The sequence below is a fragment of the Bartonella sp. CR84HXZ genome, assembly GCF_042194535.1.
In the GTDB taxonomy this organism is placed as follows: domain Bacteria; phylum Pseudomonadota; class Alphaproteobacteria; order Rhizobiales; family Rhizobiaceae; genus Bartonella; species Bartonella grahamii.
Genome location: NZ_JBHIMY010000006.1, coordinates 60,840 through 76,171, shown reverse-complemented (window position 1 = coordinate 76,171; position 15,332 = coordinate 60,840). Strand labels below are relative to the sequence as shown.

The 15,332-nt window shown below is 38.9% G+C and carries 12 protein-coding genes, 1 tRNA gene, 1 other RNA gene and 1 pseudogene; 6 read left to right on the top strand and 9 right to left on the bottom strand.

What is annotated here, in order from left to right:
• Positions 1-222: 222 nt before the first annotated feature.
• Positions 223-366 carry a hypothetical protein gene (locus ACFIKD_RS04340; protein WP_375635619.1) on the bottom strand — a complete coding sequence of 48 codons (144 nt, stop codon included), beginning with the start codon at positions 364-366 and terminating at the stop codon, positions 223-225.
• Between the two features lie 2,603 nt (positions 367-2,969).
• On the opposite strand from ACFIKD_RS04340, the gene ykgO reads away from it, so the two are divergent.
• The 5 genes from ykgO to ACFIKD_RS04315 all read left to right on the top strand — a co-directional run bounded on the left by ykgO (position 2,970) and on the right by ACFIKD_RS04315 (position 6,758).
• Complete coding sequence (ykgO, locus tag ACFIKD_RS04335) at positions 2,970-3,095, top strand: type B 50S ribosomal protein L36 (RefSeq protein WP_013545486.1); 126 nt, start codon at positions 2,970-2,972, stop codon at positions 3,093-3,095.
• A gap of 140 nt (positions 3,096-3,235) precedes the next feature.
• Positions 3,236-4,021 carry a tetratricopeptide repeat protein gene (locus tag ACFIKD_RS04330; RefSeq protein ID WP_375635618.1) on the top strand — a complete coding sequence of 262 codons (786 nt, stop codon included), beginning with the start codon at positions 3,236-3,238 and terminating at the stop codon, positions 4,019-4,021.
• Positions 4,022-4,822: 801 nt separating this feature from the next.
• Positions 4,823-4,983, top strand: a non-coding RNA gene (ssrS, locus tag ACFIKD_RS04325) — 6S RNA.
• Between the two features lie 329 nt (positions 4,984-5,312).
• On the top strand, positions 5,313-5,918 hold the full coding sequence (locus tag ACFIKD_RS04320; RefSeq protein ID WP_375647329.1) for a 5-formyltetrahydrofolate cyclo-ligase: 606 nt from the start codon (positions 5,313-5,315) through the stop codon (positions 5,916-5,918).
• An 18-nt stretch (positions 5,919-5,936) separates the two neighbouring features.
• A complete protein-coding gene (locus ACFIKD_RS04315; protein ID WP_375647328.1) occupies positions 5,937-6,758 on the top strand; it encodes a TIGR00282 family metallophosphoesterase in 822 nt (273 codons plus the stop codon).
• A 368-nt stretch (positions 6,759-7,126) separates the two neighbouring features.
• Here the strand turns inward: ACFIKD_RS04315 and ACFIKD_RS04310 are convergent, their stop codons facing one another.
• The 8 genes and pseudogenes from ACFIKD_RS04310 to ACFIKD_RS04280 all read right to left on the bottom strand — a co-directional run bounded on the left by ACFIKD_RS04310 (position 7,127) and on the right by ACFIKD_RS04280 (position 15,076).
• Positions 7,127-7,483 carry a helix-turn-helix domain-containing protein gene (locus ACFIKD_RS04310; RefSeq protein ID WP_375647304.1) on the bottom strand — a complete coding sequence of 119 codons (357 nt, stop codon included), beginning with the start codon at positions 7,481-7,483 and terminating at the stop codon, positions 7,127-7,129.
• A 282-nt stretch (positions 7,484-7,765) separates the two neighbouring features.
• Positions 7,766-8,122 (bottom strand): helix-turn-helix domain-containing protein, encoded by a 357-nt coding sequence (locus tag ACFIKD_RS04305; protein ID WP_375635616.1) that lies wholly within the window; start codon positions 8,120-8,122, stop codon positions 7,766-7,768.
• 875 nt (positions 8,123-8,997) lie between these two features.
• A complete protein-coding gene (traG, locus tag ACFIKD_RS04300; protein WP_375647302.1) occupies positions 8,998-10,905 on the bottom strand; it encodes a Ti-type conjugative transfer system protein TraG in 1,908 nt (635 codons plus the stop codon).
• 526 nt (positions 10,906-11,431) lie between these two features.
• Positions 11,432-11,836 (bottom strand): helix-turn-helix domain-containing protein, encoded by a 405-nt coding sequence (locus ACFIKD_RS04295; RefSeq protein ID WP_375647301.1) that lies wholly within the window; start codon positions 11,834-11,836, stop codon positions 11,432-11,434.
• A 799-nt stretch (positions 11,837-12,635) separates the two neighbouring features.
• On the bottom strand, positions 12,636-12,902 hold the full coding sequence (locus ACFIKD_RS04290) for a hypothetical protein (RefSeq protein ID WP_375635614.1): 267 nt from the start codon (positions 12,900-12,902) through the stop codon (positions 12,636-12,638).
• A 163-nt stretch (positions 12,903-13,065) separates the two neighbouring features.
• Positions 13,066-13,261 (bottom strand): annotated as a pseudogene (locus ACFIKD_RS09820) (UDP-N-acetylglucosamine 1-carboxyvinyltransferase); the annotation flags it as partial.
• 190 nt (positions 13,262-13,451) lie between these two features.
• Positions 13,452-14,747, bottom strand: a complete 1,296-nt coding sequence (murA, locus tag ACFIKD_RS04285) for a UDP-N-acetylglucosamine 1-carboxyvinyltransferase (RefSeq protein ID WP_375635613.1) — start codon at positions 14,745-14,747, stop codon at positions 13,452-13,454.
• Positions 14,748-14,923: 176 nt separating this feature from the next.
• Positions 14,924-15,076, bottom strand: a complete 153-nt coding sequence (locus ACFIKD_RS04280; RefSeq protein ID WP_375635612.1) for a hypothetical protein — start codon at positions 15,074-15,076, stop codon at positions 14,924-14,926.
• Positions 15,077-15,253: 177 nt separating this feature from the next.
• Between ACFIKD_RS04280 and ACFIKD_RS04275 the strand changes: the two genes are divergently transcribed.
• A tRNA-Thr gene (locus ACFIKD_RS04275) sits at positions 15,254-15,328 on the top strand.
• Positions 15,329-15,332 lie beyond the last annotated feature (4 nt).

Here is a 15,332-nt window from a genome sequence, read left to right as displayed (position 1 = left end):
CAAGTGAAGACAGAAAAAGCACCCTCTCCCCTCACACCGATATCCAGCGGCTCAAATCGCGCACACCCCTGACCTTTTAACTTTCCCCTGACATGGGGGCTTCTCCCCCCTTCACACCCTCCTACAAGCCCTGCTCTTTTAAAAACATCACCTCTTCTCGCCCACAAACCGTTTCACATCTCATCCCCCCTCAAAAACAAATCTTCACTCCACACCGATTGACTATCCATGCGGCTCAACAAACGCTCCCCAACCCCTTTCAACCCTTCTTTCCCACCCAAAACTCTGTCCCCCTTTTTTTCTCAAAAACATCATCCCCTCATCCAACATCACCGCCTCATCCAACATGTTACCTCTAGGCATCATTATTCTCCCATGATAACGGCAGCCCCTTCATTTTTCTTTTAATCCCAATCTTTAGGAAATAAACTAATCTATTGCGCCCATAGATACCAATCCACGATGCGCTTTTATTGCCTCTAGCTTCTCTTCTTATGTTTATTTTTGCACAAAAGCATTTTCACAAAAGCATGAGTTTTGTTTTCTCATAAAATCGCTGAGAGGTAAAACGTATTACTCTACCCAAACAACTCTCGCAAACGCAGCCCAATATTGATCAGAAGATAGCCCCTCCAGCATAGCAACTTTCCTCTCTCTCTTTTTTCCTTAACGGATAGAGGACCTTCTTCTTTTGTTCATCCGCTCAACATCTTTCTCGAAAAAGTCTCCTCAACGTCCCCCAACGGCTTAAATTTCTTCTTTACAAATCAATTTTTCTTCTCTCACGCTCCCCCTCTTTTCAGCGCATCGATTTTCCCACCTTTTAATCCTGTTAAAACAATAAATTATAAGGCGCATCACCACCGTATAATGCTCATGGGTTTTATGGCATATCTTTATTGCATCCCGCACAGTTCTTTATGAACTCCCTTATCGTAAGCGTACTTTGTTTACGCATACTCTCACCCACAAAAGACTCTCTGTAACTCTCTATCCTGCTCAACAATGACATTCATCAAGACCATCAGACCCGCACACTTCACGAAGTTTCAATTTTTTTCGCGCTCCAAGCTTCTTTCAAGAGCACCTAACAGCACCCTTAATTGACTAAGTATAAATGTTTATTTTATTATCCTAGTAAAGCTAAATTATACTTTTTAATACTATCATTTTAATACTATCATTGCCTTTAAAACGCTCATTTAGCGAAAAAATACTTCATTTCTAAAAATAATGAAGCAACTTTAAATGAGGCACAGTCTGTTCCTCCTCAAAAACGTAAAGGGGGTCCATTTAGACACATGCTATTCCTCTTTCTTTTAACCTTTCGTAAACCCATTGTTTTCGTAACGAAAATCCTGTCGATAATCTTTTTATTAACGACAGGAATTCTTTGTATAGCATGCCTTATGGGAGGAAGAGAGTCACTGCCCCTATCGATCGGGATACCAATGATCATTGTGTCAGCTCTCTTTGGCATTTGCAATATGTATATAAATTGGTATTATGACATACTTTTATTACGTTTATCGCCAGATAATGTGAACCTTTCACTCTTTCAATAAACATCATCATAGATCACCCTTGGGAAGGTCAAATTTTTCTACAGCATGGATATTAAAAGGAATTCAAACCATCCACATTCAAGAGCCAAAGTGTATTCTCAGTATACTGGCTCTCTCACCGGATGGTTTGAATTCCCCATCCGCTTGACAATATCCAGCAATCCACCCCACGTAGAAATACACGTAGAAATAATTGGGTTGCAAAAAATCATAAGCTATTGACTTCAAAGAGAAATTTATGCAGAATCTTTCACTCTAATAGCACAAATTTAATCCCCCATTAGAAGTTCCAAGCGCGCCACTCCGTTCCTGATCTCCACGTCAAAGATATAATTACAGGACGTGATTACAGCACTAAGCTTATCCATTCCCAAACATCCTCTCAGCCCTCACGTAAAATAAAAAGCCTCAAACAGAAGACACTTGTATTACCAATTTACGCGCTTATTTTAGAGAAACACTTATTTTAAAGAAACACTTGGCCAATGCACATTGCCACCACTTCACAACAGCCCCTCATCATAGAGTATAAAAGCTCTCGATAATAGCTTAAACATTTATAGTGCACCACCCCTTCTTCAAGCTTATGAAGCGTAAACGCCAGCCTCATCACACCGTTTTGCCAGTCCCCAATGTTGCAGCACTCTCTTGCACTTGAAAGCATTTATAAAAGACCGTTTTATTCCTTACTCTTCAAGTGTTTTTACCCATACACCAATCCCGCTTGTGATATGCAGGCAGCAAATGCTATGGTTAAAGATACATAGATTTGTAATGAGAAAACCATAACACTATGCGAGACTCTTAAGTTTGCTATGTCTACTATGAACAGTAGAAATTGATCCTTATCAATTCATCCCTTTTGTCTTCATCATGCAATTTATTTTCTAGGTTTTAAGAGCAAACTTTAAGAATATCCTCACACACTAACAAAAAACACATCATGGTATAAATTTTATATAAGCCTTCTACACCGCCTAAACGATGATATTTTACGGAAAAACAGGTTTCTCTTCTCACAAATGAGAAGCTTTTACTTGTTTCCACTTTTTATTCTTCTTTTTTGCGAGAATATTTTTACCTTCAAGGCAACCATTAACCCACCATAGGAAATGTATAATACACCCTTGACAAGAATAAGACTTCTTGTTAAATCTTTCTTACTTTTTTGCAATTTTCACTTATTCGTTGTGCTAATGAAGTGGTTAATGCGTACCTTAAGAGTGCGCTTCTCTTTTTGTGATCACAGTGAAAAAGTGTGTCGTGTGATGTTATGATGCAAGTACGATATCGCAATGCAATGTTCATAGTGTGAGCAGTGTATTGGGGTTGTAATATTGTATTTTCGTGTTTTAATGTTGTATTATAGTATTGTGTTACGTAAACTGTTTAACGGTGAATATGATGAAAATTAAAAATTCGCTTAAAGCACTAAAGGAGCGCCACCGTAACAATCGTTTGGTGCGTCGTAAAGGTCGTATTTATATTCTTAATAAAACGAACCCACGTTTTAGAGCGCGTCAGGGCTAATTCTTTTAGGGTTAATGTTTTTATGCCTACTTTTTGTAGGCTTAAAAATTTTTCTTAAGGTTTTTTTGGTTATAAGTCCGTTGGTTACGAGTCCATTGTTTGATAATATTTGGTGATTTATCTTTTGGGGGCTTGTTTTTATGGATTCTTCTATTTTTCTAAAAGCTTTTCGATTTTTTCAGCTGCGTTTTTTCTGTATCTTCCAGCACATTTTTTTTCTTTTTTTTGTTGGCATTTTTTGTTTTGTTCCCTCTAGCTATGGGCAAAATCCTCCTTCGCTTCCTGAAGATCGTCCTTCTCCACAATCGCTTTTACCGTTAGATGATCTTATTCCCAATTCTCCTGCCCCTTCCTCAATGCCCTCTGATTCTGATTTGTCTGCGATTACTCTTGAAGATTTTGACAAAGAGCAGCTTTCCCATGTTGACAGAGTTAAGCAACGCAAAGAAGCCGAAATTTTACGTTTACTGAAAGAGTTGAAATATTGTGCTGATGTTTCTCAAGCGAAAAAGATCAGTCAACAACTTCAACTTTTATGGTCGCAATCGGGGAGCGATACAATTGATCTTTTAATGTCATGGGCTGAAAATGCGATCAGTAGCGACGATTATGGACTTGCGCTTGATTATATTGATAATGCTCTTGCACTTTTACCTACTTACGCTGAAGCTTGGGTAAGACGTGCTTGGATTCACATTCAACTAAACGACTTCAAGCTTGCCATGCTTGATCTCAACCATGCTCTTGAACTTGAGCCGCGCAACTATATAGCTTTTTTTGAACTTGGCGTTACCATGGAGGCAACAGAGCGTCCAAAACTTGCTCTTAAAGCTTATGAAGCAGCATTAGAGTATTACCCACAAATGCGCAGGATTCAAAAGCGCGTGCAAGCTCTGTTAGACGAACAAACACCACAAGCTCTTTGAAACCATTCAAAAACGAGACGCTTTACGACATCCTTTCAAACTTAGATAAAACGCAAGCCGGCTTCACATTCCACTCAATAAACTAAAAGCCCCCTGCTTATAACCACGCCATCACCCCCCACCACGCAATTGACAATGTCTTTTTTGAATTTTGACCTGTTTTGTATTGAAGGCAGCTTCCAAACACTTCCAATATACCCTCTACAGAATTTCTTCTCATAGCAAGCAAACGCTTCACACCTGAGTCTTCTTCACACCACCTCTTTTTTTTACATCCCTCCATCATGGATAAAAAATTTGTAAACGCGATCCTCAAAAAATATTTTTTGAAAAAAGCTTAAAACATCGCTAAGAACCTTTGATAAACTGTCATCGTCTTTTTTTATTTTTATGAGCTTCAACCATAGCGGAGCACATACCGTATCGGCTCTCCTTCACCCCTCAAAGTTGATAAAACAGCACTGAAATATTCCCTACAAGGAAAAAACTTCAAAGACGCAATGTCAGTTAAACAAACATCCTTGAATAAGAAATGTCTCCCTTCAAATCTCCTCCAAGCATTCCCGCGAAACATAAAAATCAAGCGATTGCCAATAAACTGTTCTGCGTCACTCAATCACCCACCCCTACTCATATTTTTTGCTTTTTTTGCTTTGAATAAAGCGTTCTATATATAATACAGCCATTTCCAGCAGCCACCAGCAAGATTGTAAAACCATCTTGAAAAAACTTTATGAAAAATAAGAGATCGCGGTTATTTTATCTCTAGCAGAAACTCTGAAATTGTTTTATATTAAGGAGGGTGTTCTGCGCTTCTCGACAGGAAATAACGTATTCCTGAGACCTTAATGATCTCCAAGGGAGCTGTCCCTGATCAAGCCCGTGGGCTTTTTCATATGGCGCCCACCTATTTGTATAGGTTCCCGGGATCAGCTTTTTCCATCGGCTGTTGTGGATCACCCTTTTTTACATCAAAATTTTTCCAGATAAAAATTGAGAGCGACCTTTTACATAAGACTAATGACGATACTCTCTTTTCAAAAAATAAAAATTACGAGGGGCTTTATTTTATGAAACAGACAGCACTTACAAAAAAATCCCCTCTGTAAATCCGCTTCATCCCTTTGCACAGCAAGCAGCGCAAAAGCGGCTTGTCGCACCGATACCCCCTAAAGAGCACACACTTTTTTCATGCTTTTTTTTCATGAGCACAGCTCTTATCTTAACAGAGATTTACAAAACGCCAACAATAGATAAAATGCCAGCATCTTATAAAACAACTGGCGAGACAATGACACAAAATCCCCTCTGTGAATCTGCTTCATCCCTTCGTACACAGCAGCGCAAAAGCGGTTTATCGCGTCGTGATGCTCTTTTAATAGAAGAGCGCACACTCTTTTCGCAGCGTGCTTGTTGCCACTTTATTGAATACCTTGAAAAAAAGGGGACAGATTTTTCACGCCTCATTTTGGCAGGCTATTGGCCCATTAAATCGGAAATTGACCCGCGTCCTTTACTGGATGCTGTAGCATTACGCGGCGGACGTTTAGCCTTACCAGCAGTACTTAATCCCACCACCATGGTTTTCCGTGCATTTTCGCCCAGCACGATTTTAGAGCCCATGCGCTTTGGCACCTTTGGTCCCAGTGCCGACAATGGTGTTGTTGTCCCCAATAATATTATTGTTCCACTTTCTGCGTTTGATCGTCAATGTCACCGTCTTGGCTATGGAGGAGGATATTATGACCGTGCGGTTGAAGCTCTTGAAAAACAAGGGCATCAAATGACATTATGGGGCATAGGATTTTCATGTCAGGAGGTTTCCTCTATTCCCGCAGCAGAACATGATCTACAGGTACAGGGAATTTTTACAGAAAAAGGTTTCTTAAAATGTTAAAATGTGATTAAAGTGCCTATGCGTTTTTTATTTTTAGGTGACATTGTTGGTAACACAGGCTGTAAAGCTGTTTTTGAACACCTTCCTCAACTGATTAAGAAGTGGCAGCTTGATTTTGTTGTGGTAAATGGTGAAAATGCCTCTGGTGGTTTTGGTCTCACACAAGAAACGTATCAAGATCTTTTGATAGCCGGTGTTGATGTTGTCACCACGGGCAATCATGCTTTTTCTCACAAAGAAGCATTGCAGTATGCCCATGAGAGCGATCGTTTTTTACGCCCTGCCAATTTTTCGAAAGAAATTCCCGGAAGAGGTGTTGGTATTTTTACGGCAAAAAATGGAGCCCGTGTTCTTGTCGCCAATCTGTTGGGCAGCGTTTTTATGCCGTGCAAAGTAGAAGATCCATTTGAAACAGCGGAAAATATTCTGCTTGCCTGTTCATTGATGGAGCAAGCCGATACGGTTATTTTTGACTTTCACGCAGAAACGACAAGCGAGAAACAATGTTTTGGCCATTTTCTTGATGGTCGTGTGAGTGTTATCGTTGGCACACATACGCATATTCCCACGGCTGACGCGCAGATCTTAGAAGGTGGGAGCGCCTATTTAACAGATGCAGGCATGTGTGGAGATTATAATTCATCTCTTGGAATGGATAAAGAAGAACCCTTACACCGTTTTCTTTATAAGACGAAGCAAGATCGTTTTGAACCGGCGTGTGGTCCCGCCACCCTTTGTGGTTTAGCGGTTGAGATTTCAGATCGCACAGGTTTAGCAGAAAAGGTCTCGGCGGTACGGATTGGTCCTCATTTAAAGCCTGAAGTTCCAGATTTTTGGTAGCTTCTTTTAAGCCGCCCCCTTTGATGATTACTCTCCACTGTGCGCCCTTTGGATGATCGCTCTCCACTGTTTCCTTTTGAGAACTCTATTTGGCAAGACGATTTTTCAAACCCTTCCCAAATCCTAAAAACACCCCACCCCCCAATTTGCCTAATACAGCAACTTTTCTAGCACAAATAAGTCACTCTTTTTAAAAAAATAAAAGATAAAGGATAAAATTTTTCGTGATTGTTAAAACGATGAGAAGGAGGTTTTATTTCGACATTTCTGCGGGGGGGGGGAGGGAGAAATGCTAACCCCCTTCTCTGAAAAAGGGTTTATATAATAATTTATTATTTAGCAAGAGCCTCTTTAATCTTTTTTTAATTCTAACGAAAATTTAATCTTAAAATTGCTTTCTGCTTTTTAGGTTTGAGCTCTCTAAAACTTTTCAAAAGGACTTGCTCTTCTTTGCTCGAGATCCTTTCATCATAAGGATACAAGAAGTTTTCTTTTGTTGAGAGATCAGCGTAAAAAAAGGAAATGGGAACATTGAGAATATCAGCAATTTCTTGTAAACGCCCCGCCCCTATACGATTAGAGCCTTTTTCATATTTTTGGATTTGTTGAAAAGTCACACCTAACTGGCTGCCTAATTGCTTTTGCGACATTCCGATCATTGTTCTTTTAAAGCGAATTTTTCTGCCTATCGAAATATCGTTAAAGTGTGGATTTTTAGCTTTCACTTCAAGCTCCCCTACCGGTTGCGAGCGCCTCTTATGCGTATTCCGGGAGTCTGAAAGTACTGAGTTCGAATCAGCTTTTTTTGCTTTTAGTGCTCATCGCACCTGGACATGGCAAAAACTCCCGGAATCTCGCGATACTTATAAAGCAGGCTAATGTCTCAGCTTGAATTCTCAGGCTTTAGGTTCCACCATTCAACCACACTGTACGACGAGAACCTTGGCTCTTGTTCATAAAATAATTTCAGGAGACCAGCAATAAAAATTAAAACAGTGTTTCTTATCTCATGAGACAATCAAACACAAAATTGCTTTCTGCTTTTTAGGTTTGAGCTCTCTAAAACTTTTCAAAAGGACTTGCTCTTCTTTGCTCGAGATCCTTTCATCATAAGGATACAAGAAGTTTTCTTTTGTTGAGAGATCAGCGTAAAAAAAGGAAATGGGAACATTGAGAATATCAGCAATTTCTTGTAAACGCCCCGCCCCTATACGATTAGAGCCTTTTTCATATTTTTGGATTTGTTGAAAAGTCACACCTAACTGGCTGCCTAATTGCTTTTGCGACATCCCCAGCATTGTTCTTTTAAAGCGAATTTTTCTGCCTATCGAAATGTCGTTAAAGTGTGGATTTTTAGCTTTCACTTTAAGCTCCCCTGCCGAGTGCGAGCGCCCTCGCATAAGTATTCCGGGAGTCAAAAACACTGAGTTCAGTCAGCTTTTTTGCTTTTAGTGCTCATCGCACCTGGACATGGCAAAAACTCCCGGAATCCCGGGAAACCCACAAAAGTAGGCTAATCTTATGTACTGAACTTTAGGGGTTTTGAATCCCTCTTGGCCGTTGCGTAGACGACCAAAATTACAGTGTTATTTATAAAATAATTTCATGAAATTAGCAATAAAATTTAAAACAGTCTTTATTTGTATTTTTATCAGAGGCACCCCACCTCTCTTTTTTGATTAAATTATATACGAACGAAATGAGCGCTATTTATTGAAATAAGTATAAGATCATAATCAAGAGAAGCTAGACGTATCAGCTAGACGTAGTAAAAACCTTTCATAGGCATCATTAGCAAACAAGCAAAGAAATATCATGATGATATCATCAATGACCATTGCTGTTTGGTGTTCATAGGATGCAACTCTCGCTGTGTATCCAAAAAAAAGAAAAAATAGGAATAAAACCAAGCCACCAACAAAGAAGTTTAAGAAGGCAAAAACTGGTTTACGAATAAATAATAGAATAAGGCAGATTGCGTAAAGCAACTTTTTAACTATCACAGCCAATATTCTACGTATTATCTTGAACACCCCACACATTATAATTGATAAGATACTCTTTTTATGTCTTGATTTTTTTGGTGTTTGTCTTCTTAGCAGAAAGATCGTTTATGACTTTCTCCCATTTTCAAGCCACTGTACTATAAAAATGTACTATAAAAATAATTTATCTCTAATTATATCACCCCAAAATACAATAATGCTTTATTCATTTTAACTAAAAAACAAGTGCTTTATTAAGAAGAAAAGCTATTTTCATTAGCAAGAGCTGTTAAATCCTTACGTCTAAAATAGATAGAGCGTCCACAACGGATAGGGAGCTCTCCTTGCACGAGAATAATCTGTTCGTCTTTTCGCATTTCTTGTGTTATTTCATGTGGATATATTAAGGGTCTTTGTCGCAAACTTAGATGCTCTGTTCCTTCTATACCTGATGTTCCCAGAGTTATGCTTGAATCTTTCACTTCAATGGTCATTTGACCACATGCCTTAGATATATTTTCAGCAGTTTTAATATCTTTTATTGCGGCATAGCTTACAAAAGCACAATTTTTAAACCATGTCATAACGCCTAACGAACCGAAATAGCGTTCTATTTGCTCTACAGACTCGTAAAAAAGCATGAGAGATATGCCATATTTGCGTCCATGATCACGTGCTTCTTCTAAAATGTTCATATATCTTAAAAGATCAGCATTATCTAAAATAAAGAGCGCTCTTTTTGCATAATTACCATTAGCAGCTTCCATAGCTCTGAGAAAAGAGCCAACAAGGACACGCCCAACACCTGGATAAGATTTTAAAATTTTTGAGGGGATATTTAAAAAAACATCGATATCTCCTTTTGTTATATCATTAGTTTTAAAGTTATAACCACTGATAAGATCTGCATAATTAGAGAGGGAAAGCCATTGTATATCTTTTGCAACAGTAGAATAGACATCTGAGAAAGTTTGTTCAATCATGTTTGTAAACACCCCAAGAGTTTCACGAATAAATTGGGATGGCGATGAAGCCTGTAAGGAACGCAATTTTCCAATCACAGACGGTTCTGGCATTGACATGATCGTATGAAGGGTTTTTAAGTTTTTTTCCTGTAATGTGTATTCATCAGAAAAGACCACATGCGCAAGTATTCCTGTTAACAAATTATGTGCCTGTGATACAAAGAATTGGTCTGTCGAAGTTGATTTGTAGTTTTCAGAAAGAAGGAGTCTAGCAACTTCAACCACACCCGCTTCTCTTTCATAAAGGGGGAGATTTTCATCTAACAGCCAATCTAAAGGATTAAAAGTTTCTGTTGAAGAACTATGGGGGTCAAGAACGTATACTTTTCTTTTTAACTGCTCCCTTGCGTCTTTAACTATTGGAGCGATTTCAGTTGAAGGGTCAAAAACGATCAGTGGACCGGAATATTTGAGACAAGTTGGAATAACATTACTGGTTGTTTTATAACCACCAGAACCAGCAAAAAATAACATATGGGTTGAATCAAAATCCAGTTTATATGTCAACAATGGCTGGCGACCACCTTTTCCCCATGTTGTTTTGTCTTTAGGATTAAAAGGGACATCTTTAACAATATCTTTGTCGACTCTATAGCGCTCTCCTATGACGACTTCACCATCACGAGGAAAAATCTCTTCAATCTTTTTCATACTCATCCATTGAACACCACCAAAGATCGTATTTTTTGAAATTTTCAAAGGTGAAGCTTTAGGTAATGATAGTTTTATCGTGTAACCAAGGATAACAATGCCAATAATAACACCCCCTAAAACCATCCTATCAAAGAAAGGAAAAACATCCGCCCATGTCATATTATCTTGACCTACATAGGGACTAAGTCTGATATATTCATTTGCACTATAATAAGTTGCAAACAAACCAAAGATGATCATGGACGAAATAATGATATTTTTTCTGGTATGCCTTTTTTGTAATAAGATGAATGAAGAACATGAAAGTGCAATAAGGATTAAAATATCCAGTGGCTTTGATCTTACAAACCAATAAGCATCAGGCGTCGTTCCATTTTCTGTAATGTTATTGATGGTTATATTGACCAAAAAAGCTACAATGATTGAAAAGATGAGTGGCAATGCTAAAAATATAATCTGTTTTTTGTCTAATTTATTGACCATTTTCCCCCCTGCATACCAGAAAAAGCTTCTCTTCCTATTTTTTTCGAAATTTTTGAATTTTTATCAAGTTTTGAAACGTAAAGCAAACCATCTTAAGATGAAAGACTTATCTGCCTCTCTAAGACGGGCTTTTATAAAAAGCTCCCCTAAACTAATTTTTTCAAGAATTTTTCCAAAGTTTCTTTGATGCTTCACGCGCTATTTAAATTTCTTACTTAACTCTTTTACGACACTGTATACGCTTCTTAACAGAAAAAAAACCAATAACAATACGCATTAGTGTTCACTGAAAAAAAGCGCGGTTTATCATGTTGTGCCGTAAAACATTGTTGTTTAGAGCGGTGATATAAGGCATGTAAAACTTTCCATATTAAGTGTTTTTAGAGTGTGTAATAAATGGGCATGGCTTGCCCCGTAGAGCCTTTTTAAAGTGAACCACATGAGTGGTTAGGAGTAGGTCACCCCCCCCCGCCAACAGAAGCCGGACTGTTTACAGAGCAGCCCTTAAGTCAGGAATATGCATCCTTTAGAGCGTAGAGCGGGAGGAAATCAAACACAAAATTGCTTTCTGCTTTTTAGGTTTGAGCTCTCTAAAACTTTTCAAAAGGATTTGCTCTTCTTTACTTCCGATCCTTTCATCATAAGGATACAAGACGTTTTCTTTTGTTGAGAGATCAGCGTAAAAAAAGGAAATGGGAACATTGAGAATATCTGCAATTTCTTGTAAACGCCCCGCCCCTATACGATTAGAGCCTTTTTCATATTTTTGGATTTGTTGAAAAGTCACACCTAACTGGCTGCCTAATTGCTTTTGCGACATCCCCAGCATTGTTCTTTTAAAGCGAATTTTTCTGCCTATCGAAATGTCGTTAAAGTGTGGATTTTTAGCTTTCACTTCAAGCTCCCCTGCCGGTTGCGAGCGCCCTCGCATTGGTATTCCGGGAGTTGAAAGAGCTGAAACTTGACTCAGCCTTTTGCTTTTAGTGCTAAAGAGCACCTGGACATAACAAAAGCTCCCGGAAATCCGGGATATCCATAAAGCTGGATAAATACGTGTCTCAAGTTTCGGGTCTTTCATTCCCTGTTGGCCGTTGCGTAGACGACCAAAACATTCTCTTACCAATAAAGCAATTTCAGGAAATTTACAATAAAATTTAAAACAGTCTTTATTTTATGAGCTCCACCCCCGCCTCTCAAATGCTTATGCCCGCTCGTAAAAACTCCAAAACCATGAGATAAAACCCACTTTTATTGAGAGGACTAATAACCCTTTATTTTTGAGATCAAGCCTCCCAAAAGCACACCTAACAACATATAGCCCCCTCCCAAAGCCATTTTTGAGAGACATCTTACAGATTTACACTGTGATGCGTTGGATTTTTGCGCCAAATCGGACTAATTTTTCCTCCAATCTCTCAAATCCACGATCAAGATGATAGACACGATTGACGATTGTTTCTCCCTTTGCTGCCAATGTAACAAGATAAGAGGGCTGCAATCACAAGAGAAACAAAAAGCGCGCAAATCCGTCGCCATGATGAGGCCCCCCTTGCAAATTCTCTGTTTTATGAGATGCGCTACCCTCTAATCCATAGCGCTTTATCGGCGCCCCATTAACAATGCCATCCTCAGCTTTTAAAGAATGAAGATACTTTTTTGTTATGATTGTCTTTTATAGGTTTTCCATATTCGTTTTTTCATCAATTAAAGAGATTACATTGCCCTTTTCATCAGTACCCGTGCCCAAGAGTTCTACTAAACTTCCGTGGATTGCGAGATTCTAAAGGATTACACTCCGGATTCTTGTCATGTACTATACACCATTCTATATAAGCAGGGTCATTCTGAAAATCTTCTGAAGCACCATAAAGAACTTTTTTTTCAAGTTGATTTACACCAGACTTTTTCCATGTACCTGCAATGGTTTGAGGCAATTGAGCTTGATAACATCCAATCATAATCAATAAAGCACTCAATAATTTAAAAGTCTGCTTCATTTCATTTTCCTTGAATAATTATAAACACTATAAAATACATAGATTATTTTATTATCATATTTTTATATTAAAAAACAATAAATATTGTGAACGTTTACTATCATTTTGAATTATTTTCTTTGGCAATGATAATACAAATAACACAAATACAAAAGAAACAAAAAGCGCGCAAATCCGTCGCTATGATGAGGCCCCCCTTGCAAATTCTCTGTTCCATGAGATGCGTTGCCCTCTCGCCCATCAAGCTTTCTAGACGCCCTCAAACGATTGAGTTCTTGAACATGCATAAAACGATTTTCGAAAATCTCGTCTCTGTAATATGCGCGGTTCCCTCAACCCCGTGTTATGAGCGCCATAAACGACATTTAGACAATGATACAAATCTTTTTTTGTTTTATGAGCTCCACCCGCCTCTCAAACACTTATGCCCGCTCGTAAAAACTCCAAAACCATGAGATAAACCCCACGTTTATTGAGAGGATTAACAAACCTTGTTTTCTGAGATTAAGCCCCCCGAAGAGAGAGATTAAAGAATACCCTCAAAGGGAATTACACTGTGATACGTTGGATTTTTGCGCCACAACGGACTAATTTTTCCTCTAATCTCTCAAATCCACGATCAAGATGATAGACACGATTGACGATTGTTTCTCCCTTTGCTGCCAATGCTGCAATCACAAGAGAAACAGAAGCGCGCAAATCCGTCGCCATGACAGGAGCCCCTTGCAAATTCTCTGTTCCATAGACAGTTGCTGTCTGCCCATCAAGCTTTATCGAGGCCCCTAAACGATTGAGTTCTTGAACATGCATAAAACGATTTTCGAAAATCGTCTCTGTAATATGCGAGATTCCTTCAGCCCGTGTCATGAGCGCCATGAATTGCGCTTGGAGATCGGTTGGAAAAGCAGGATAAGGTCCTGTTTTAATATCAACAGGCATAATTTTTGTGTTCTTTGGATTTCGCTTAACATGAATTCCTTGAGGTTCTATTTGAATCTCGAGTCCTGTTTTTTGAAGCACCTTAAGCACTTTTGTAAGATGATTAGGATTTGCATTTTTAAGAAAGACATCGCCTCCTGTCATAGCAACAGCCATTGCATATGTCCCCGCTTCGATTCGATCAGCAATGACGCGTATTTTTGTTCCTTTAAGTTTTTTAACCCCTTCAATTGTAAGCGTTGTTGTTCCTTCACCAGTTATTTGAGCCCCCATAGCATTCAGAGTTCGAATAAGGTTTGCCACTTCTGGTTCACAAGCCGCATTCTCAAGAAAGGTTGTTCCCTCTGCCAATGTCGCCGCCATAAGCATTACATGGGTTCCACCAACTGTGACTTTAGGGAAACGATAGTGAGCACCTTTTAACCCCCTTGGTGCTTTTGCATGAACATATCCATTTTCGATCGTAATCTGTGCGCCTAAAGTTTTGAGTCCCTCAAGGATAAAATCGACAGGTCTTGTTCCGATAGCACATCCTCCAGGAAGCGACACATAAGCCTCTAAGCATCGTGCAAGGAGAGGTCCGATAACCCAAAAGCTTGCGCGCATTTTTTTCACCAGTTCGTACGGCGCACGTGTTGTCGCTATTTTTTGCGCAGTAAAATGAATTGTTCTTGAATTCACACACTCATCGTTAAACTCTTGTCCATCAACAGCATACCCAACACCATGATTATTGAGAATACGAATAAGCAGTTCGACATCGGCCAGATGAGGGATATTTTCTAAAGTGAGCGTTTCTTCTGTCAAAAGCGCCGCAATCATAAGAGGCAATGCAGCGTTTTTTGCCCCTGATATAGGAATGGTTCCTTTAAGCTTTTTCCCCCCAACAATTTGAATAGAATCCATAGTGTTTTCCCTCTTTTCCTTTGTGCCTGCCCTTCCAAAGGTTTTTCCCCCTTCGGGAAGTTATGCTTTATTAATCGTTTTAGAACGCATTCTAAATATGAGAACAAATTATTGAGAAGTTTAGTTGCAAAGCTTCACTAAAAAACATTTTTTTGCATTTTAGGGCTTTTTGCATTTTAGAGCTCTGTTTGCGCTCTTTGTCGGCTTTGCTCTTTTCGACGTTTCAGGTTTTGACGCAATTGTTGCGCCAATCTTTCTTGACGCCGTTTTGCTTTTTCATTTTGATGATTCATTTCATTTTGTTTTTGTTTTTGATGCATTTGTGTCATTGCGCAACCTTTTAAACAGTGTTGAGCTTCTATCCAAGCAACTCATAACCTTAAATATTTAAGCATATAAGAAACATATGTCATGACATAAGATACGTTTTCTTGCAAGAATATACAAATGTTCTCTTGCCTATTTTCTGACAATATGGCACAAGACAGCGCAAAGATTGAAAAGGGGCTGCGGTAGCTCAGTGGTAGAGCACTCCCTTGGTAAGGGAGAGGTCGAGAGTTCAATCCTCTCTCGCAGCACCATTTT

Excerpts from the sequence above, each read along its gene's own strand:
- ACFIKD_RS04340 (WP_375635619.1), bottom strand. The coding sequence starts at position 366 with ATGATGCCTAGAGGTAACATGTTGGATGAGGCGGTGATGTTGGATGAG.
- ACFIKD_RS04320 (WP_375647329.1), top strand. The coding sequence starts at position 5,313 with ATGACACAAAATCCCCTCTGTGAATCTGCTTCATCCCTTCGTACACAG.
- ACFIKD_RS04290 (WP_375635614.1), bottom strand. The coding sequence starts at position 12,902 with ATGAAGCAGACTTTTAAATTATTGAGTGCTTTATTGATTATGATTGGA.
- ykgO (WP_013545486.1), top strand. The coding sequence starts at position 2,970 with ATGAAAATTAAAAATTCGCTTAAAGCACTAAAGGAGCGCCACCGTAAC.
- ACFIKD_RS04330 (WP_375635618.1), top strand. The coding sequence starts at position 3,236 with ATGGATTCTTCTATTTTTCTAAAAGCTTTTCGATTTTTTCAGCTGCGT.
- murA (WP_375635613.1), bottom strand. The coding sequence starts at position 14,747 with ATGGATTCTATTCAAATTGTTGGGGGGAAAAAGCTTAAAGGAACCATT.
- ACFIKD_RS04315 (WP_375647328.1), top strand. The coding sequence starts at position 5,937 with ATGCGTTTTTTATTTTTAGGTGACATTGTTGGTAACACAGGCTGTAAA.
- traG (WP_375647302.1), bottom strand. The coding sequence starts at position 10,905 with ATGGTCAATAAATTAGACAAAAAACAGATTATATTTTTAGCATTGCCA.
- ACFIKD_RS04280 (WP_375635612.1), bottom strand. The coding sequence starts at position 15,076 with ATGACACAAATGCATCAAAAACAAAAACAAAATGAAATGAATCATCAA.
- ACFIKD_RS04295 (WP_375647301.1), bottom strand. The coding sequence starts at position 11,836 with ATGCGAGGGCGCTCGCAACCGGCAGGGGAGCTTGAAGTGAAAGCTAAA.